This is a genomic window from Lysinibacillus sp. NPDC093210, from assembly GCF_044753985.1.
GTDB lineage: Bacteria > Bacillota > Bacilli > Bacillales_A > Planococcaceae > Lysinibacillus.
The window spans coordinates 870,503-891,748 of sequence record NZ_JBIVOE010000001.1 but is presented as its reverse complement, the minus strand read 5'-3'; the positions used below and the strand labels follow the sequence as shown (position 1 = coordinate 891,748).

The window sequence follows — 21,246 nt, the reverse complement described above, 5'->3', positions numbered from 1 at the left end:
AGTTATAGCTAAAGCATTCCCACTATTTTTATAGGCTAAAACTAGCCAATCAATCTCAAAATAAATGATCTCTAAAAAGTGGGAATGAAAGTAAGTTTATAGAAGCACGAAATTTCTCATTATTGTTTAGGATGATGAATGTCACTAAAGTTTTCATCTAAAAACTTCATCATTCTCTTCGCGTGAAAGCTCCAGGGCTGTCCTTTTTTACAAGGATAGAAGACGAACCCCCCTAGGGATGCATCCAATTCTTGTTTGAATTTAGGAAAATAGAGTATATTCTCTTTAATCCAATCTTGCTTTCTATTTATGCGATCCTGTAAATCTTGCATTGACCAGTAAACACCGTCTAATCGGCTTTTCTGTAACTCCTCTAACTCGAATTTGTCGACAATGACATATCCCTCAGGAATTTGAACGGTAACGTTTAAGTTTAATTTCTGTTGCATTTGAATCTTCCTCTACTAAAATATTTAAACCTTTCAATTACTTTAATAGTCACTGAATGATTATGAGTACATTAAATTCTATTAGGGATGTAAAAAACAATGGGAGAGACTATGGATATATATTAATCTATCAAAAAGGTGTTTATGTGAGAGAATTTATGTATAATAGTTGTTTTTTTGTGCATAAAAATTATTTGGTTTGATGAGGAGGAGATAAAACTAAAGAATAATTATCAAGTACAGAAGCAATCAATTGATAGATCCAAATTTACTGTTTTTTAATGGATGTTCTTGTATATCAACCAATGAACGCACCTTGTCGAAATTGTTTGATCGTCAAATTATTTAAATTTAATATTGAGTAAATAATCTCTGAGAGACATTGAATTTTCAAGTTGTTAAAGAGTAAAAAATCAACTAAAAAAATAATGATGTTAGCAATGTGTAGAGATTTTGGTTAGCAAGTAATCTGTTACAGTCCGATAAAAAACACATCAAATAAAGTAAAATACACTTTTTTACTTTCATTCAAAAATACTTTATCTAAAACTATGATGGATGTCATTTTTCTTTTGATAATAAGTAAAAAAACTATCCCTTCAGGATTAATAGGCTGGTAAAGGTGACTCTTTCGATTCGAACTAACTCGAGAGTTTCCTCAGCAACTGATAATTTTACTAATCGTGATTTCTGGGTTTTACTCCATTAGGTTTAATTTATATTGGAATTTAGTAGTTAATATTATATAATTAAAATCAAAATAATCCCAATTTGGTTTTATAACTATTGAAGGTGGTATAATATGGGTGCATTAACGGAGTCGAATGTTAGCAAATTATTAGATTGGAGTTATACCAAGGCGATAGAGGGTATTCCGGGAACAGATACGGCTTATGAATTAGCTGAAAGTTATCTATCTAAAAATAGTAGTCCTAATAAAGCTATTGAGAGTTTAGTTAAATGGCAAACTACAAAATGTGCCACATCAGGATTTTTAAGTGGTCTAGGAGGCATAGTCGTTTTACCAGTTGCTATACCAGCTAATATAGCATCTGTAATTTATGTACAAATGAGAATGATTGCCTCAATAGCTCATATAAGAGGATATGATTTGAAGGATGATCAAGTACAAACATTTGTTTATGCTTGTTTAACAGGGCAAAGTGTAACAGAATTAACCAAACAAGCGGGTATACAAATAGGTTTAAAGGTTGGTCAAGCTCAAATAAAACGAATCCCTGGTGCTGTTCTGACAAAAATAAATCAAAGAGTAGGTTTTAGATTAGTGACAAAATTCGGTGAAAAAGGGATTATTAATCTTGGTAAAATGGTCCCGTTATTAGGGGGAGTTATTGGAGGCAGTGTTGATGCTGTATCAACTAAAGTAATTGCTTCTGCGGCCCAAAAAACTTTTAAACCGGGTGGGTATGATAACTCAAGTAAAGTAATATTAGAGGTATAATTGAATACAAATTAAAATACATCATAATATATATTTGAATATATATTTGTAATGTATTTTAATTTGCAAGTTTCTATCGAGATTTCTTCTTCCTTTCAACTATGTAAGTCTTAAAACTTTAGAATAAAATATCCTCCTTTTCTCGAGTTAATAGTTCTAATTTTTAAAAAACTTCTGTTTTTTGACTAATTCGATTTAGGTCAATATTTATCAAATAATCAAACAAAATTATAATTTTCATAAACAATATATTTCGGAGTGAGAAAAATATCAAATCTACTTAAATCCCCTTACATTTCAAAAGTAAAAATTAAAAATTTTAGAAATTTCTTAGATGTAGAAGTAAATTTAAATCATAAACAAGTCATAATAGGTGAAAATAACATTGGTAAAACAAATTTTTTAAAAGCTATTCAATTAATTTTAGATCCAACTCTTTCTGAAGAAGATCGTTTCTTAGAAGAAAGTGATTTTAATGATTCGATTGAAAATCCAATGGAAAATGAAATTCCAATTGAAATTTCAATTGAAATACAAGGATACGAATTAAATACATCCTTACTTTCTACTTTTGCTTCAGCAACAGTTAGTGACAATCCACCTACCGTAAGATTTACATATGTCTTTAAACCAATTGATGGCGATAGATATGGATATCATATTTACCAAGGGGTGGACGAAGAAAATTCATTTAACCATAATCACAGAAAGATGCTGAATATAAAAGTTATTAACGGACTGCGTGATGCAAATAGTGACTTGAAAAATATTAGAAAATCTCCATTAAACAAACTGATTAAACAATATGAAATTGAAAAAAGTGAATTAGAACAAATTGCATCAAAAATGAAATCTGAAAGTGATGCTATTTTAAATTTGGAAGAGATTATTGATTTAAAAGAACGAGTTAATCAAAGTCTTTCAAACATTGTTGGCAGTAATAATCCCTACTCTGCTACAAATTTAGAAACAATTGATATCCACCCCAATAAAATATTAAATACACTTCGATTAATGGTAGGAGACGATAAACAACGTCCTACTAGCGAAACTAGTTTAGGGGTAACAAACATTCTCTACATAGCGCTAATTCTTTTATCAATTGAAGATCGTACAATACCGAAACTACTTAAAAAAGAGGATTATATCCAACTTTTAAAAGAAGCACCTCAAAATTTGTTGGAAAAAAATTACCTAGAAGTTCAGCAAGACTATTTTAAACTTAAGCAAGATATTCAAGATTCTAAGGAGCTTTATACTTTTTTTAGTGAGTACTTTCCGTCAATAGATGGACATACAATTTTGGCTATAGAGGAACCAGAAGCACATTTACATCCGATATTACAAAGATGTATTTTTAAGGATGTTATGAAGAAACCTACTTCAATAATTTTAACCACCCATTCTTCTGATATTACTTCAGTATCTCCAATAGAATCTATGGTCCATTTAAGAATTCAGGGGAAATCTACAGAAGTAAACTCAACAGTTGAATTGAATTTAAATGATAAAGAGTTAATGGATTTACAAAGGTATATAGACGTAAAACGTGGAGAAATTTTCTTTGGAAAAGGAGTAGTGTTAGTAGAAGGCATAGCTGAAGAATTTCTAGTACCAGCACTTGCTGAGAAACTGGGGAAAAATTTAGATTACTTTGGGATTATTTGCTGTAATATTAATTCTACTAATTTTAAACCATATATTAGTTTGTTAAGAGGATTAAAAATTCCCTATGTTATATTGACTGATGGGGATTATTATTACATTAATGAAGAATCAGATGAAAGGATATATCATACTAAATATCAAAAATCTCATTCGAAATGGGGTTATTTGGGATTGGAGCTTGCATATAAAACATTAAATGAATTGGGTATTTTTACTAATGATTTTATAAGTTATAATTCCAACCATTTCAATGAGGAAGGATTTTATTTCAGCTTCTATACTCTAGAAGTTGATTTGATGGGATATTCTAATAATATACAAGGTAAAGAAGTAATTAATAAAACTTTCTCGGAACTCACAGTAGGACAAGATAGACAGAAGAAAAATTTTGAAAATGAATTAAATACAAGTGATTATTATGCCTGTCTACGTAAAATAGAAAATAGTGAAAATAAAGTAGGGAAAGGTCGCTTTGCACAAAGATTATCTTCTTATGTTGATGATTTGACAGTGCCAGAATATATCACTAAAGCAATTGATAATATAATTTTACAAGTAACTAAGGAGGAATAATCCTGGAATACTTCGAAAAAAAATTATGCGAATTAATGGCTGATACTGATCAATATGCAGCATATGTAAGTAATAATTCTTTAGTTATTAAAGCTGGACCAGGTAGTGGGAAAACAATGGTTCTAACTATGAAATTGGTTAAATTATTAAAAGAAAAAGTAAGAAATCCTAGAAAAGTTGCGTGTATAGCTTATAGCAGAGAATCTAGCAAAGAGATACTACATCGCGTGGAGCAACTATTGAATAAAAAAGTTCCTAATGCTTTTATCAATACAATTCATTCTTTTTGTCTTTCTCAAATAATTATTCCATTTGCACATTTGTATGATTACGATTTTCCTAGCAAGTTTAAAATAGTATCGGACAAAAAAAAGAATCTTCTATTTAAAGATATTATGGAGAGTTTTGGGTATCTAAAAACCGATTTAAATATTGAACAAATGGATGCAGAACGAACTTTAATGATAGCAGGTAACAGTAAAATTGAGGTAGAGAGTTGTAATATTGCTTTAAAAGTGGCATTAAAATATGAAGAGCAATTAAAACAAGATAACCTAATAGATTTTATAACAATAATAAAAACTGCTACTACTATGATTCAAAATGAACCCTATGTTAGAAAATGTTTAGAAGCTAAATTTCCTTGGATTTTAATTGACGAGTATCAAGATTTAGGTAGACCTCTACACGAAATGGTTCTAACTTTAGTAACAAGTACGAAAATAAAAATTATTGCAGTTGGAGATCCTGATCAATCTATTTACGGTTTTAGCGGAGCAACACCTAAATATTTTTTAGAATTAGAACATTTTCCTGTTTTTGAAGTAATACATTTAAAAAAAAATTATAGAAGTCATCAACAAATTTTGGATGCTTCTGTAAGCATTTTAGGATATCCACCAGCAACTTATATTGCAGCAAAAGAATTTGAATATCCTCCAGAAATACATTTAATAAGATGTAATCTAGGTATAGAAAGTCAATATGAATATATTAAAAATACTGTTATTCAAGATTGTATTTCTAAAGGAATACCATATAATCAAATTGCCGTTTTGACAAAAAGTAAATTCCAAATTAAGGAATTGAATGAAATGTTTATACAGCAACAAATTCCTTGCTTTGTTGCAGTTCGCAATCTTAAAAGAACTGATTTGATAATCTGGTTAGAGGATTGTGCGTCTTGGTGTAAAGATATAAATAATATTAATTTTGAGGTATTAGTCACTAAATGGATTAGATTCAACAAAAAAAATTCAAAGAAATGTTCTGACTTAGAAATCCTTTTATACAGAAATAAATTATATAGGATTTTGAAGGAATCTAAGAATATCAACGAATTAGAAATTTGGATAGAATTTTTAAACGTAAGTCTGAATTTTGAGAGTGTATTTAAAAACAATATATTATTTCCAAATGAGTGGGATTCATATATTGAAATGATGAAGGAAGTTCAAAACGGTGAGTTTAAATCATATAGCATAGAAGATTTTGCGGATTTGAACAAACAAAAAAATGAGGTTTATTTAACAACTCGCCACAGTTCAAAAGGATTAGAGTTTGAAGTAATTATCGTTATTGGTATGGAGGAAGGTATGTTTCCATTCTATAAAAATTTTGATAATCCCGAAAAAATGCGAGAAGAAGAACGATTATTTTTTGTATGTCTAAGTCGAGCAAAAAGAATTTGTTATCTATTAATGTCTGATAAGTATTTACTAAATGGAAAATACGGTCGGTTTTTAAAAGATCAGAAACAATCAAGATTCTGGGATAGATTAGAAAATGTCAAAGACTTAAATATTATTACAGCTGATTATCTAAATGTCTGAGATTCATTTTTGATGAGTATTTCAGTTTTTTTATACCCATAAAAGTTTTTTTATGCCTTACCTTTAGTATTATTTTTAGAAATTTTGTAGTAGCCATAGTGGGCTGTAAAACGGAGGGCAAGTGTAATGGTGGAACAGGTGTTGCCCGCTAACTACAAATAAAAAGGTATAAAATACTCCTTTTTTTCAATTTAATAAAAGAAGATTTGTTATCTAGATTGAAATCCGTCGACTTAAACCTATAAAAAATGAAATAATTCCTTTATACAAATTTTTAAACAAAATTCTTAAAATATTCGATGAACAAAGAGTTTTTAGATTTTATCTAACGGGAGCAACTGGTTATTCTTAAGTGAAATTTAATCCATACTATAAATGCTTCAGCCCTTAGAATAAAAAGGGCTGAAGCATTTTTATTGCTTTAAATTCAATCTCTAGTGAGCTGTAAAACGGGATGCAATTAGCATTTTATTATTTTTAGCAGTTTCGAAAAAATAGAACTTCCCCCCCTTGAAAACAAAAATTAAAAAGAAGATAATCCCTTCGAAAATATAATTCATAAAAGGAGACAAATATGCGTTCTAAACACCAAAAACTAGATTGGCTTCAATTTGTGTACGAAAATTGCGAGAGAGTAGGTATATCTCGAGTGGTCATTGAACGATTTGAAAAAAAATATATAAGTGAAGGGAAAGAAGAATGTGATCGACTTGATGCAATTACTAAAAGAACTTGAGGTGCCAGCAATTGAGTCAAAAGTTTTCGTGTCTCCTCTTGGTGAAAATTCAAATTGTTCATCGAGTTTTCAGCTGGAACTAGAGTTAGAAACTAATAGATAAGAAAAAGAATCAGTTTTACTCATTTCGTCAATGATGATAGTAATACATTCGACGAAAGGATATTTTCTATTTATTTTCATAGAAGATTAGATGAGAAAGTATTTTGAATCGGTCAGACTTTACTCCACATCTGGAGGCGCTTTAATAATCCAAAACAAAGACGAGATGGATTAGTTCGTCGATTTAACAATTAATTTCAGAGCATTTATTTTTAATTTTTTTGATAAATATATCTCTCCCTATTGAAAAACAAAAAATGAAAAGAATATAATGCCTTCGACAGATTAGATTTGTTAAATATATTAATAGAGAGGAAGAGGTTTATGAATATGGTGTTTAAGTATTCTTATTTTGAAAATGGTGTTTATATAATTACAGAAGAAGAGAGAGCAGATTATCAACCTGCTGATTTACCTTGTAGTAATTCTGAAAATCCAATGAAAGTTGCTGTGGCTTATATTCGTTATTCAAATTCTCTTTCCATTCAGGAGAGGGAAATCATATTAAAAGCAAATAATAATGGCTTCCAGGCTGTTGTTATTTTGGTTGAAGCAGCTACATCTGTTTATCATAAGACCTCTAAGAAACTTACAAAATTGAACCAAATGAAAGAGTTCATTTTAAGCAACCCCAATGTGAATACGGTTATTTTTTATGATGAGTCTGGAATAACAAGGAATGTTGCTAACTTTTATTTGGCCTTTGTAAGACCAGTAAAAGAAAAAAAGCCAAATATAAAAATACTTTCTACTAAAATAGCTGAAGAGTGGATTGAAAATAACACTAATCTATTAGTTCAAAATACTAGTTTTTAGAAAACGAGAAGTTTATCGGACACGTAATAATCAAGAAGCTTCGGTTTTTTGAGCTCATAATGAAAAATGCACAGAAAATTTATCTGTGCATTTTTTATATTCTTTCCCCTTGTTTTTGCTGAAATCTAAAGTAGATAATGCATTTGATTAAAATTTCATATGAAAAGGGGAAAGAATTATTTGAGATTAAGCGTTGCTGTGAATCTTATAAAAATACTGTAACTATATTTAGAAATTAATAGTAAAGAAACTGAATAAGTGTCTCTCCTTTCGTCAATGCTACTAGTAATATATTTGACGAAAGGATGTTAACAATGACTCATAGACCAGTAATTAAAGTTTCATTCAATGAAGATGCACAAGAGGAATCTATCTATTTTCTTAAAAGATTGATTGAGAAAATAACGTTGGATCAGTTGGACCTTCCTCCACAAATGAAGGGGGTCTTTCTAGTCCGAAACAATGATGATATGGAGGAATAATGTAATGGGATATGCAGATTTAAAGATATTGAGTAACGATTCTATAGGAGTATATTGTAGGGTATCAACCTCTGGACAAAATATTCGTCAACAAGAAAGTTTAGCAGAAGTATATTTAGCCCAAAATAAAATAAATACTGATAATGTACATTATTTTCTTGATGATAATATTTCTGCGAATAAGATGGCATCCGAGAAACGTCCTGAGTTAAATAAATTAATTTCAGAAATTCAAAAAGGAAAAATTAAGACGGTCCTTGTTCAAAATCGTGACCGTCTAGCTCGTAATTTTTATGAATATATTGATTTGGTGAAAGTTTTCTATAAGTATAATGTTAATGTGATTTTCACTGATTCAAGTCAGCCCCCCTTCTCAAAAACCTTATCTGTAGAATCTCTTTATGGGATTTTTGCTCAGTCAGAAGGTAGAAATATTGCAGATAGAACGAGTTTAGCAGCATTGCAATTTCCTAATTCTATATTGGGATTCAATGTTATAGGCAAAAGAAATACAAAGAAGTATACACCTAAACTAGAAATGGAAAGAGATATCAAGTCCTTATTCTATTCAGTGGAGAATGTTAATTCAGCTGAAGAACTTATTGAACAATTGATGAGATATAAAAAAGTATCAACAAATAATCTGAAATTATTGGCCTGCTTAAAAAATCCTTTTTATGCTGGGTATATAAAAGTTCAAGATAAATACGTTCGGTTACCCCACGTTGAACCTATTATATTGTTAGATGACTACTTAAATGTGCAAGAATGTCTATTGAAATTTGAGCAAGAGATACAAGTTTCTATTGCAAAATCAAATGAAAAGGGATTATTGCAGCCAATTTGTAGTAGTTGTAAAACTGTAATGACTTTTCGTTCTAATAACGAGGGGGGACACGGATATTATGTATGTGTAAAAAATCATTCTAGAATATTTATTGAAGCTCCTCGATATAACCAATTAATTTTAGAGCACTTCACGTATGTATTAAATAAAGTTAATGTTAAGGAAATAAAAAAAGATGTTTTTATTTGCTTATTAGCCCAAGAAAAACAGTATAACAAACAGTTATCTTTTAAAGAGAATCAATTAAAGTCTATTCATAAAGAGATAACAGATTTACTGGCCACGAATAAAAAAAGAAAAATAAACTTATTGATTAAGCAATCGAAGACTATCGTGGAGAAAATAAAGGAGCTTAATACAGCTCTAAAACAAATTGATGAAGCTAGAAAAGGCATTAACTTCTTCGTAAAGACCGTGAATGAGCAATTTATTAGTGAATTGCACAAGTATCAGCAAGAATACTTACTTCAACTTCTATTCTCAAAAGTTGAAGTAAGTTCTGATGCTATTTTTTATCATACTAATTTTGGTAATTATGTTAAAGGGGATGAGATGTAATGAGTATCGGACATAAGTTTACCTATTTTGAAAATGACGTTTATGTAATTACCGAAGAAGAAAGACCTGAATCAACACCGACTAGCCTACCGTGGAATATATACAAGGACAATGTAAAGCTTGCTGCTGGTTACATTCGTTGGTCTGATGAGAAACAAAATTCAGGTCATTCTCATTCAATTCAGGAAAGAGCAATCATAATAAAAGCACAATCTTTGGGATTTCAAGGTGTTGTAATATTTGTTGAGGCCGCTAAGTCTGCATATCATTACCCTGTATATAAACGTAAAAAAATGAGTGAATTGAAGGAATTCATTTTAAGTAACTCAAATGCAAACTCCGTTATTTTTTATGATGAATCTCGAGTAACAAGGGATATTACGGATTTCTATAAAAATATTATAGTACCTTTAAGGGAAAAAAAGACTCAACTAAAACTATTTTCAACTCAACACGATGGAGAATGGAACGAAAATGATCCTTTAATTCAAATAAAATTAGCATTGGATCACGATGAGTCTGTAAAAAAAGCATCTAGGGTTCGTAATGCCCAAGAAAATATTTTTGATAAAAATAAAAGGAGACCGCCAGCTAGTAATCCTTATGGCTACTCTAAAGTAAATGATGAAGTAGATGACCTATTACCAGATGAAAACGCTGGGATAGTTAAACTTATATTTTACTTGTATAGCTTTGGCCATAGTGATGAGAAAATTGCAGAATTACTTGAATTATCACAAATACCTTCTCCGGCAGGGTATGGTAATTGGTCAGACTCTTCGGTCAGGTATATTCTAAATAATCTATGGTATATTGGGAATTTAGCGTGGGATTCAAGGATGAGTTTCTCTAATAGCAAGAAAAAATCTTTAGGAGAATTTCGTTTGCTCACTAATTATCATCCGGCTTTAATTGAAATGGGACTATGGGAAACTACACAATTCTTTAGAAACTTAAAGTCAAAAAGGAATCGAATGGATAGTCCGTTTATATTAAAGAATCTTGTTTTTTGTAAAGAATGCGGAGTGAAACTCGAAACAAAGAATCAAACATCTGCAAAGTCAAAAACAGATGGATCGATTTATTTTTGTCCTATGTGTAAATGTAAACTTAAAAAAGATGTATTAAATAAGATTGTTTTACAAGATTTTGCGGTTAGATGGGGTAGAGAAATAAAGTTATATCCTCAAAGATTAAAAAATGAGATGATGGATTGGAAGAAAGTCTGTAGAAAAAAAGTTTCGGATTTGAAAGCAGGCATTGAAAAATTGCGTTTTACTATAAGTACTTTAAATCCAAATGATGAAAATTACAATGTAATCCTAGAAATTGCTCAGCTACAACTAAAGTCTATGGAAAATGACAAAACACTGTATGTTAATACCGAAGAAAAAATCGAGCAACTTTTTAAAGAAAATGTAACTATAGAATTAATAGATAGATTTAAACAAGATATTCATTCGTATAGTAATGTAGAAAAAAGATCTATTTTACTTCTATCTATTAAAGCAATTTTTTATGACTTTAAGCGGGATGATTTCGAAATAGAATATCGTCTCAGCCCTTACGTAGAAATTGAAACAGAAATGAAATCAAGTAAAGAAACTAGAAAAGCTGTTGTATAAATGCGCAACAGTTTTTTTCTTGGCTATTTATCACTGCTTACATTACCGAAATAAATGCCTCATTACTGCTTACATTACCGAAAAAATTATTCCTCTGCATATATAAAGTAAGTTAGGTAACTCGAAAACCCTTGATATCAAGCCTTTCCCTATTATTCTTTTCGGTAATAAGCTTATCTAGGGATTCCTAGATAAGCTTATTACCGAAGCAATTATTTTGATACTACTTACATAACCGAAATGAATTGTTGAATAAGATGAATTTGGAAGCTACTTTACTCAGTGCAGCCATATCTGCTTTTGTCGTTTGAATCAACAGACTGATCAGGAAAAAAACGTCCAAATATAAAAGGATGATTTATAATTCGAATTTTGCGAGGGTTATAATATATGTTATAAACTTCTTGGATATATTTCATTATTAAAGGAGTTTTTATTAGATTAGAATTTTTATGTCTTCTGGTAAAATATAGTAAAAATCGTTTAAGGAAGAGAATTTTTTAACTATTAGCCCTTTTTGTAAGGATTTCAATAAATCTTACATCAGAAATTTACAATTATTATATATTTTTAGTATCCATAATTAATTTATGTTGTTACTATTTATTTATATTGATAATATTTGGAAAAAGGGTGGGTTTATGGAAGCTTTAGCGAATAAAATTTTTAAATCATTTCTCCCAGATAAAGAACTTAAAGATGATCAGTTGAAGGCTATTGAACTGCTTTTAAGTAATCAACGTGCTCTAGTTATTCAACCAACAGGTTGGGGAAAAAGTGCAGTTTATTTCATAACAGCAAAAATATTGAGAGATCAAAACCGTGGTATTACTTTTGTAATTAGCCCGCTGAAAGCTTTGATTAGAAATCAAATTGATGCTGCTACTAAATTTGGATTAAAGGCATTCACTATTAATAGTGATAATACAAATGAATGGGAAAATGTAAACAAGGCTATTATTGCGGATCAGTGTGATTTGTTAATTGTTGCTCCTGAAAGATTGGATAATGATTATTTCAAAGAAAAAACTTTACCACTGATTGAGAATGGTCCAGGTGTAGGACTCATTGTAGTTGATGAAGCTCATTGTATATCAGATTGGGGACACGATTTCCGACCAAAATACAAAAAGATAATTCAATTTGTAAATACTTTGAAAAATTATGTTCCAATGTTAGCTACGACAGCCACAGCAAATCATAGAGTTGCGGAAGATATTAAACAACAACTTGGGAATAATATTGAAATAATTCGAGGTTCATTAGTTAGGGAAAACTTTAATTTAAGGGTTATTGAGAGAAAATATACGTATGAAAAATTAGGTTGGTTGGAGTACCATCTTACAAATGGAAATCTAGAAGGATCAGGAATAATCTATTGTACTAGCCAAAAAGGAGCTGAAAGAGTCACTGAATATCTAAAGTTGAAGGGAATCCAAGCAGAATTTTATCACGCAGGTATAACTGACCCTGAGGTTAAGAAAAATTTAGAAGATAGATTAATTAGGAATGAACTTAAAGTTTTAGTTGCTACCATTGCATTAGGAATGGGATTTGATAAAAGTGACGTACGTTTTGTAATCCATTATAATTTATCATCTTCTTTAATCACGTATTATCAGGAAATCGGACGTGCAGGTCGTGATGGTGGAAATGCAGACATTATATTACTTTATTCTCCTAAAGATGTAGTTACTTTGAGGAAAATGATAAATTCAGGGATTGTAAATCAAAACAATTACATTGAAGTACTTGATATTATTAATAAACAACCAAGTTCCGTTTATGACATATTAACCCAATATAATTTACCAAAAAGTCAAATGCAAAAAATACTAGACTTGTTAGAGGCAGATGATTTGATATACAAAGAAGGTCCAAAATACTATCGTTCTGCTAATATAAAAGACATATCTTTATTAAAAAATTCTGCAATAAAGGCTTTGAAATTACAAGAACTCAATGATATGGTTGAATATTCAGAGAATTGTAGTTCGTGTCTTTTAAATTTCTTAATAAAAAATTTAGGAGAACCAGAAGATATACACTGTCATTTATGCCAAAATTGTAACACAAGTTCTTCCCCTTTTATGGAGTTCAATCAACAATTAGTAGATGAAGCCTTAGAGTATTTAGAAAGCCAAACTCTAGAAATCAAGCCTATTGATAAATGGCCGATGGGTGGTTGTAATGGAAATAGAGGAGCAATTTCATTACATTTACAACATTTAAAAGGACGTGCTTTAAGTTTATATGAAAATGATGGAGTTGGAGAATTAGTATACAAGAATAGATATGAAGATAAATTCTTTGGAAATGATCTAGTACAATACTGTGCTGACTATATTCAAAGGCATTATCTTGAATTAAATAGTCCGCAATGGATAACGGCTGTACCATCTATGAGGAATCCCGAGTTAGTGCCTGGATTTGCATATAGAGTAGCTCAAAAACTAAACTTACCATATAAACAAATTATACAAAAAAAGCAGCATACAGAAGAACAAAAGTTTATGAAAAATGCTAATAAACAAGCAGCAAACAATATTGACGCTTTTGAGGTTATTGACTCACCTTTAGACGGTCCTGTATTACTAATTGATGATATAATGAGTTCAGGATGGACATTCGCTATATGCGCTATGAGGTTAAAAGAAGTTGGTTGTTCCAGTGTCACACCTCTTGCTCTTTCTAAAACATAAATCACTTTGAGGGGGATCGTTTTGCAAGAAATTATTTCTCAAGATAGCTTTTCTACTTTACTTTTATGTTCTTTTGTAAATCCATCAGAAAATATTGATAAGGGTTATAAACCGTTTAAACAAAAAGAATGGGTGGATTTATCTACTAAAATAGCTAAATCCGAATTAGAAAGGCCATCTAATCTAATCAAGTATTCACATCATCAGATAATGGAAATTTTAAGAATAAGTGATGTTGAAGCTGAAAGAATACTTACCCTTCTTTCTAGAAGCTCATCGATGGCGTTGCAGGTTGAAAAATTTAATTCAATGGGGATTAGAATAATCACACGTGCAGATCAAGAGTATCCTAAACGATTTAAAAAGATACTCAAAAGTTTATCTCCTAATATTTTATATTTTGCTGGAGATCTAAGTATCTTAAATAGTGATGCTATTGGTATTGTAGGATCAAGAAATGCAAATGAGGATTCTTTAAAATTTACAGAGCTCTTAACAGAAAAAGCCGTTAAAGAAGGATTAGTAACAGTATCTGGCGGTTCTAAAGGAATTGATTCAGTTGCTCATAATAAAACTATTGAATTAAATGGTAAAACAATTGCTATATTATCCGATGGATTAGCTAGTTTTATAAAAAAGAAGGATAACTTAAAAAAAATATTAAACAGAAATTTACTGGTAATTTCCCCCTACCATCCCAATGCTAGATTTTATTCTTATACGGCATTAGAAAGAAATAAATATATATATGCTTTATCTAAATTGACGATTGCTACTTCAAGTGACTATAAAAAGGGTGGGACCTGGTCAGGTGCTGTTGAAAACTTAAAAAACAAGTGGGTACCTTTATATATTAGAAAAGATGTACAATCTAAGGGTCTAAGTGAACTGGAAAAACTAGGGGCAGGGACATTAACTTTTGATGAATTAAAAGATTCCTCATTTATCAAACTTATAAATTCCCAAATAAACGTTTGTTATGAAAGTCAATACAGAACATTAGAATCTGAGAGTATATATAAATTAGTCTGGCCTATTATTGAAAAACATCTAAAAAAACCAATTAGTATAAAAAAACTGTCTGAAGAATTAGATTTAGAAGAAATTCAATTAATCTCTTGGCTAAATAGAGCTAAAAAGGAAGAGAAAGTAGTTTTTTTAGATATTGAAATTGTGATATCATCTACATTTTATAATCCTGAAATGGATTCTTTTAAGCAACTGGGACTTTTTGAAATTTAGAATTAGTTAAAACGAAGTAAGTGTTATTGGAAATATTTACTTAGAGACGGGTGGGTTTTCTAATCTTCTCTCTTTGTGTTTCCATTTTGCAAAATATAATAAAATAGAGTATTTCTACGCAATTTTTTGTAGATTAACTCTGTTTTTTCGTTGCTTTTTGGGTTCGATAAATTTCACTTGTTTTCTCTCCTAAATTCCACTTTAATAATACGACAAAAAAGCAGCTATTATAGCAGTATGGTCTGAAAACGGGGTTTTTATCAAAACAAATCAGGTGAGAGCAACAAAAATAAGAGTCTGAATTAGATAACTAATTCAGATTCAAAATATGTGTTTTTTTTAGTTTTTTATTTTAAAAATGAACCCGCAATTAAGAAACAGCTATACTTTATTAAAAAATAAGTTATCTTTAATCAAAATTCACTTAGTAAATTCAAGTTTTGAATTTTGTCTAGCAATCCTTTAGCAGAATATCTTACTTCTGCATATTTTTCAAGCATTGCATTAGCTATTGTTATAAGATTAATGTCAGTTGAATTTGTACAGATGTGATGGGGAATATTGGCGGATATATCGTAATTAGTCTAACCCCATACCCCTAATATACAGTTGGTTTGAAAAAATAAATGAAACAAGGAAAAAGAGGCGGTACTGTAACCTTTTCTTAGTGCTTATAATAAAACTGCTTTGTTTGTTGAATAGCAACACTCTTTTCGAAAACAGCCTATATAAAAGAAATGAGTAACATCAAATAATCCGAATATATAATGTAATAAGGAACTATTGAAGTTCGTATTACTAGGTAATTTTTCTACACATTTTCTACACAATCATCTTAACAACCCCCATAATACCAACGTTCTAGAGAGATACTTCACTCCCTCCTGGGACGTCTATTGCAAATCGTAGGTTGATTTTTAACCGAAAAGAAAAACGCTTGAAACCTTGAGAATACTGGGTTTTGGGCGTTTTTTTATTTATCTAAAGAATATCGAGAATCGCATAGAAAAACATATAAAATATAAATTAGGTAAACAAAATGTAAACAAGGTGAACAAAAATTAAGAGGAGTAGATGTTGATTGCAATTTCTTCATCGCGTTTTTCCATTTCTTTTAATACGTGTGAATAATGGTCAAGTGTTGTTTGAATATCTGAATGGCCCAAGCGTTTCGAAACGGAATGGATATTCGCACCTTTGTAGATTAGAACACTAGCATACTATCAGTTGCGCAAACGGCCTACAGATTGTTCTTTCACGCCGTTTTTAAAAGCATAGGTACTCCACTAATATTGAGCTTGGACTTTCTTATTTCAAGATAATATACCACTTGCCAATAGTAATTTAGTTATAGTAGTCTGAATTATGAAAAAATATTGAAAATCATGTGATTACTATTTATAATCAAAATGATTAATACTATAAAGGAGATGATGAAGGAAATGAAGAGACTAAGTATTTTGTTGTGCGCGTTAACATTAGTTTTTGGATTTTTTGCATTTTCAGGAATCTCTATAGCTACCGAAGAAACAAGCTTTAACGATGGTGGGAAATTTACACCAGTAACAGAACCGGTAACGGAACCAGTAACAGAACTACCTCTTGGTTTTGACATCAATAAAGAATATGAAGATGGTGAAATAATATCAGAGACAATCACTAAATCTGATATAAATCCACGAGGTTTTTATCTTTATGCAGATGCATTGCACCAAGTGTATTATACATTTAATAGTTCTATCCCAACATTGTATCCTTACGAAAAATGGATTGATGGATATTTATATAGTGGAAATCTAAGATTACAAGGAGCAGTGCCAGCGGGAAAGGGTTATTTAGCTACATATAGTGGAAAGATTTCTACATTTGATAACTAAAATAAGGATCTACTATAACAACAAAAGCCACGTTCATTTATATGCGCGTGGCTATTTGTAGTTAAAACTGATATTATTCAAGGTTATTGTATTTCTGTTTTATATATTAATTGAAAATGAATTGCTATACTATTTCAGGTACAATTTCTGCCTTCTACACAAAGGGTTAAGATGTGCCAGAAGTTAGTTATTTAGTAGTTTTAGACATGCTTGATATAGCAGAGAGTCTTTTTGAAGAAGAGACAATTAAGAGAGATAATGAATTGTTCAATATTTATAAATTTTTTTGGTTAGGTTATTAAAGACCACACCGTGATGGGGAGTCTAAAAAGTAAGGTAAACAACATTGATATATCAGTACTTTAGTATGTCATCCTAGGACGCTAACCAAAGCCTTACAGCCACAATGGTTGTAAGGCTTTTTATATTTATACATAGGTGTATATTTAAGGTATTGGTGCCCAAAGGTGCCCGAATCAATCTTTTTCATCAAAAAATTTATCAAAATGAGAACTTGCTCGTTGGTCTGTTTCTTGTAGAAGATGACCATACGTATTCATGGTCGTTGTGATATTAGAATGCCCTAATCTCGAGATTTATAGCTTTAAATCCTTTGTTTGAGGCGCTTTTGATTTTTTTGAGAATCCGATCATCGGAAAGTATGTCACTGAGTGCAAAAGCTTGTAGGCTGGTAGCAAGAGCTTTTGGTGTGCTAGTTTCTCGAGAATGTCCTTGGGTGAATGCATTTAAATCTGGTTTAAAGCGATCAGCTTGGGTAATATTATCATCTATTTGACTTAATGCTTGTTCAAAACCTTCTGGACCTCCAATTGCCTCAAATAAAAAGGTTTCCCGCTTTGTTGTCACTGAATCGAACTGTCGCCTCACTTAATTCCAAAAGGGTCAATCCAGTATCCACGTGTTTCTCTGAATCGGAGAATAGGGAACTAAATCATCCTCGGTATAGGTAATTACCTTCTTAAGAACTTCCAAAGAGTTCTGTTGCAGTAAGATGGCTGCGGCGAATGCTTTGTAAGTTGATTTAAAAGCAAAGCGCTCTTCTGGTCGATATGCAATCGTCTAATTCGTGCCCGTATCATGTTAAATAAAAGAAACATTGACTATTACCCTATCTCAAATATTGGGTTTATGATAACATATATCTGAATCTTGTAACTTCAAAAAATATGAAAGGAAGTGTAATATTAACATATGAAAAAGATATTGAAACCATTGATTAGTGTTATTGCCATTGGTGCTCTCTCTCTATCAATAAATATAGATAAAAATGTATTAGCTAATAATATTGCGAATACATGTGAGTATGATTCGGCATCGAAAGTAAACCCTGATTATTCGACAATGAACTGTTTGTTAACCGAAACAGCACTAATTTATGATGTTCCTCCTGAAATTGTGAAGGCAATTGCGGAAGGTGAAAGTGGAAATTGGGGTCATTTTGATATGAATGGTGAAGCGATTGTGACAGCTGATAATGGAATTGGCATTATGCAAATTACAAATCAAGCAGGCTACAATCAAGATAGGCTAAAAAGTGATATTGTCTATAATATTCAAGCTGGTGTAGAGACTTTAGATAATATGTTTAAGCGAAAGGATTTACCTAGCATCAACGGTGGGGAAAGAGATGTACTTGAACAATGGTACTTCGCTATTATGGCTTATAACGGTACTAAGCCAGTAAATAGTCCAATTGTACAAGCAACTGGTGAAAGAAATACCAATGCCTATCAAGAAAAAATTATCAGAATTATTAATAAGATGGAATTAATAGACTTAACAGAGCTGCCTTTTTCACGTGAACATTTTCAATATGACTCTAACAGCAAGGAAAATATTAAATTTTCAAAAATGAACTATGATTTTGATTTACAATTAACAAAATCTAAGTATTATTTTGAAACAAATCAAAAAGTTAGTGCAATAACGAATGTAACATTTAGGACAAGACCTACTACGGATAGTCCTTCTTTGGGTACTTTACGTGAAGGTGAAATTGTTACCATTACAGGTCCTTTTGAATATGAAAAAGTATCAACGAAGAAAAACCATTTTGTTTGGTATCCTGTGAAAAGAAATGACGGATCAGAGGGGTATGTAGCATCAAGTTATTTAAACTACTCAGCTTCAACACCAACGCCACCACCTCCAGTAACACCGCCCACAACGGGCAACGTTGATGTATCAAAGTTTGCTGATTTCAATGCAAATCAATACTGGGCTGAGGATTTTAAGTGGGCAGTCAACATCGGTATCATCAGTGGATACCCAAACGTGAAAAACCCATCAACAGGTAAGTACGAAAACTTACTTAAACCGTACACTAACTTAACGGAAAACCAAATGTTATCTATCCTATTCCGTTACTTCAAACCATCAGAACTAGCTTCAACGATAGCTAATACTTCATGGTATGGAGACGTAAACTACCAACTGGCTACAAAATACTCTCTACCAGTCCTAGGTGCAAACACAGCATCCAAACAAGCCATTGCAGGGAAGGATATCACACGGGGTAACTTCGCTCGTATCTTAGCTTCAATGCATTATGGTAAGACTGTATCTCAGTCAGAAGCTATTAAATTTCTTCGTGATAATGGTTTAACAACTACTAAAACAAATGAAGAGTTTAAACCAAATGATTCTCTAGCAAGAGCGCACACAGTGGCATTCTTCCACCGTTACGAACAAATATTCAATAACTAAATTGCTACTTACAAGTGAAAAGGTGACTATAAAAGTCATCTTTTTTTATGTTTAATAAATCCTTTCTAGACACTTTAGAAAATGAAAAGTTTCTACACATTTTCTACACAAAAAAGATATTACTAAATCGTTTCGAGACTGTTACTGAACTAAACCGCAAAAAGGTTAAGTGTAACTATTTGCATACAATTAGCCGAGCAGACTTCAAGGTAACCCATACTTCATTAATTTAGAAAGGGCAGTTTTCCGATGAATATTTATCATGTAGGATTATAAAAAAAGTTTGATCATTTGTATTAAGTTTGATTAGTCGTTTGAAAAATAATAAATGTTAGTTGATTTATTCAACAAAAGGGCCATATTGTTGAAGAAAAACACGTCCCTGCTAGGAATTAAATGGTATACTCATCATAAAATACATTAAAAAGAGAGGATATATAATGGTTGCAAAGACTAAAGAGGATTTTAATGGATTAAAAGTAATTGGTAAAATATGCGGTGCGATTCGAGATGAATTAGTCAATAGAACGAAACCTGGAATTACCACAAAAGAACTCGATGAAATTGGAAGAGAGATGTTTGAAAAAGCAGGAGCTCAATCTGCCCCAAAAAGTGAATACAATTTTCCTGGATATATATGCATTAGCATAAATGAAGAAGTAGCGCACGGAATTCCAGGGGAACGGACAATTCAAAAGGGGGACATTGTAAATATTGATGTTTCAGGTTCAAAAAACGGGTATTTCGCAGATACTGGAATTTCCTTTGTAGTAGGGGAAGGAGAGACAACTTTACATAAAATATGTGACGTTGCAAAAGAAGCATTTGATGCTGGACTTAAAAAGGCAAAGCCAGGTTCAAAAAAAAGTGCGCTCGGAAAAGCTGCACACAATGTAGCAAAACAGCATGGATTAACAGTCATAAAAAATCTTACTGGACACGGTATAGGACGTTCGATTCATGAAGAACCAAAACACATTTTCAATTACTTCACTCACTGGGATGACGAAATTTTAAAAGATGGTATGGTAATTGCCTTTGAGCCTATGATCTCTACATTTGAAGAGGAAGTTATCATATCCGAAGATGGATGGACCTGCCTAACCGATGAAAGTTTTGTTGCTCAATACGAGCATACGATTATCCTTACCAAGGAAGGACCAATTATTACTACATTGTAAGAGCACTAATATCACAATAAGGCACTCTACTTGTACAAGGATACAATCGTAGCATACTGAATATTGCTAAGTTTTACTATAATTAATTGGACAGTTTAGTGGAATAATCGAGGATTGAACTCTGTAATCTACAGGGCTCAATCCTGTTTAGTTTGGTCTTTTTATGGTTGTAACAACTTATAAACGTTTTCTCCTAAATTAGACTAATTAGTAAAGTATCTTACAACTTTATGAAATACTTATTAATATCTGAAACGTTACTAATATCATGAATGTTTACACCTGCAATATTATAATAACCTTTCTCTTTATTTGCTGCTCCTTCGGGGCTATCGATGGCTACCATAAGACCAACTGTGTTCGTTTT

General features: G+C 31.1%; 14 protein-coding genes and 1 pseudogene. 13 read left to right on the top strand and 2 right to left on the bottom strand.

Annotated elements, in window-relative coordinates; translation table 11 throughout:
* Positions 1-119: 119 nt before the first annotated feature.
* Complete coding sequence (locus ACIP9C_RS04475; protein ID WP_401008966.1) at positions 120-449, bottom strand: DUF771 domain-containing protein; 330 nt, start codon at positions 447-449, stop codon at positions 120-122.
* Positions 450-1,251: 802 nt separating this feature from the next.
* Here ACIP9C_RS04475 and ACIP9C_RS04470 point away from each other — a divergent pair.
* From ACIP9C_RS04470 to ACIP9C_RS04420, 11 genes are all read left to right on the top strand, one after another.
* On the top strand, positions 1,252-1,911 hold the full coding sequence (locus ACIP9C_RS04470) for an EcsC family protein (RefSeq protein ID WP_401008965.1): 660 nt from the start codon (positions 1,252-1,254) through the stop codon (positions 1,909-1,911).
* A 258-nt stretch (positions 1,912-2,169) separates the two neighbouring features.
* Complete coding sequence (locus ACIP9C_RS04465; protein ID WP_401008964.1) at positions 2,170-4,152, top strand: ATP-dependent nuclease; 1,983 nt, start codon at positions 2,170-2,172, stop codon at positions 4,150-4,152.
* A 35-nt stretch (positions 4,153-4,187) separates the two neighbouring features.
* The gene (locus ACIP9C_RS04460) at positions 4,188-5,984 is read left to right on the top strand and encodes an ATP-dependent helicase (protein WP_401008963.1); all 1,797 of its coding nucleotides are present in this window, start codon (positions 4,188-4,190) and stop codon (positions 5,982-5,984) included.
* Positions 5,985-6,558: 574 nt separating this feature from the next.
* Positions 6,559-6,720, top strand: coding sequence for a hypothetical protein (locus ACIP9C_RS04455; RefSeq protein ID WP_401008962.1), 162 nt, complete (start codon positions 6,559-6,561; stop codon positions 6,718-6,720).
* Between the two features lie 426 nt (positions 6,721-7,146).
* Entirely contained in the window at positions 7,147-7,638 is a 492-nt protein-coding gene (locus ACIP9C_RS04450; RefSeq protein WP_401008961.1) for a serine integrase family protein, read from the top strand.
* Between the two features lie 314 nt (positions 7,639-7,952).
* Complete coding sequence (locus tag ACIP9C_RS04445) at positions 7,953-8,120, top strand: hypothetical protein (RefSeq protein ID WP_401008960.1); 168 nt, start codon at positions 7,953-7,955, stop codon at positions 8,118-8,120.
* A 4-nt stretch (positions 8,121-8,124) separates the two neighbouring features.
* Positions 8,125-9,525: a recombinase family protein gene (locus ACIP9C_RS04440; RefSeq protein ID WP_401008959.1), complete on the top strand. Its 1,401-nt coding sequence runs from the start codon at positions 8,125-8,127 to the stop codon at positions 9,523-9,525.
* Positions 9,525-11,150 carry a recombinase family protein gene (locus ACIP9C_RS04435; protein ID WP_401008957.1) on the top strand — a complete coding sequence of 542 codons (1,626 nt, stop codon included), beginning with the start codon at positions 9,525-9,527 and terminating at the stop codon, positions 11,148-11,150. Before ACIP9C_RS04440 ends, ACIP9C_RS04435 begins: the two co-directional genes overlap by 1 nt.
* Before the next feature lie 641 nt (positions 11,151-11,791).
* Positions 11,792-13,852 (top strand): RecQ family ATP-dependent DNA helicase, encoded by a 2,061-nt coding sequence (locus tag ACIP9C_RS04430; RefSeq protein ID WP_401008955.1) that lies wholly within the window; start codon positions 11,792-11,794, stop codon positions 13,850-13,852.
* 21 nt (positions 13,853-13,873) lie between these two features.
* Positions 13,874-15,094: a DNA-processing protein DprA gene (locus ACIP9C_RS04425; RefSeq protein WP_401008953.1), complete on the top strand. Its 1,221-nt coding sequence runs from the start codon at positions 13,874-13,876 to the stop codon at positions 15,092-15,094.
* Positions 15,095-16,536: 1,442 nt separating this feature from the next.
* Positions 16,537-16,971, top strand: coding sequence for a hypothetical protein (locus ACIP9C_RS04420; protein WP_401008951.1), 435 nt, complete (start codon positions 16,537-16,539; stop codon positions 16,969-16,971).
* A gap of 657 nt (positions 16,972-17,628) precedes the next feature.
* On the opposite strand, the pseudogene ACIP9C_RS04415 reads toward ACIP9C_RS04420, so the two are convergent.
* A pseudogene (locus ACIP9C_RS04415) lies at positions 17,629-18,069 on the bottom strand (serine hydrolase); the annotation flags it as partial.
* A gap of 114 nt (positions 18,070-18,183) precedes the next feature.
* On the opposite strand from ACIP9C_RS04415, the gene ACIP9C_RS04410 reads away from it, so the two are divergent.
* Both ACIP9C_RS04410 and map read left to right on the top strand, forming a co-directional pair.
* Positions 18,184-19,698 carry an SH3 domain-containing protein gene (locus tag ACIP9C_RS04410; protein WP_401008949.1) on the top strand — a complete coding sequence of 505 codons (1,515 nt, stop codon included), beginning with the start codon at positions 18,184-18,186 and terminating at the stop codon, positions 19,696-19,698.
* 440 nt (positions 19,699-20,138) lie between these two features.
* Positions 20,139-20,879, top strand: coding sequence for a type I methionyl aminopeptidase (gene map, locus ACIP9C_RS04405; protein WP_401008947.1), 741 nt, complete (start codon positions 20,139-20,141; stop codon positions 20,877-20,879).
* The last annotated feature ends 367 nt before the right edge of the window (positions 20,880-21,246 follow it).

Excerpts from the sequence above, each read along its gene's own strand:
- ACIP9C_RS04475 (WP_401008966.1), bottom strand. The coding sequence starts at position 449 with ATGCAACAGAAATTAAACTTAAACGTTACCGTTCAAATTCCTGAGGGA.
- ACIP9C_RS04470 (WP_401008965.1), top strand. The coding sequence starts at position 1,252 with ATGGGTGCATTAACGGAGTCGAATGTTAGCAAATTATTAGATTGGAGT.
- ACIP9C_RS04460 (WP_401008963.1), top strand. The coding sequence starts at position 4,188 with ATGGCTGATACTGATCAATATGCAGCATATGTAAGTAATAATTCTTTA.
- ACIP9C_RS04455 (WP_401008962.1), top strand. The coding sequence starts at position 6,559 with ATGCGTTCTAAACACCAAAAACTAGATTGGCTTCAATTTGTGTACGAA.
- ACIP9C_RS04450 (WP_401008961.1), top strand. The coding sequence starts at position 7,147 with ATGAATATGGTGTTTAAGTATTCTTATTTTGAAAATGGTGTTTATATA.
- ACIP9C_RS04445 (WP_401008960.1), top strand. The coding sequence starts at position 7,953 with ATGACTCATAGACCAGTAATTAAAGTTTCATTCAATGAAGATGCACAA.
- ACIP9C_RS04440 (WP_401008959.1), top strand. The coding sequence starts at position 8,125 with ATGGGATATGCAGATTTAAAGATATTGAGTAACGATTCTATAGGAGTA.
- ACIP9C_RS04435 (WP_401008957.1), top strand. The coding sequence starts at position 9,525 with ATGAGTATCGGACATAAGTTTACCTATTTTGAAAATGACGTTTATGTA.
- ACIP9C_RS04430 (WP_401008955.1), top strand. The coding sequence starts at position 11,792 with ATGGAAGCTTTAGCGAATAAAATTTTTAAATCATTTCTCCCAGATAAA.
- ACIP9C_RS04420 (WP_401008951.1), top strand. The coding sequence starts at position 16,537 with ATGAAGAGACTAAGTATTTTGTTGTGCGCGTTAACATTAGTTTTTGGA.
- ACIP9C_RS04410 (WP_401008949.1), top strand. The coding sequence starts at position 18,184 with ATGAAAAAGATATTGAAACCATTGATTAGTGTTATTGCCATTGGTGCT.
- map (WP_401008947.1), top strand. The coding sequence starts at position 20,139 with ATGGTTGCAAAGACTAAAGAGGATTTTAATGGATTAAAAGTAATTGGT.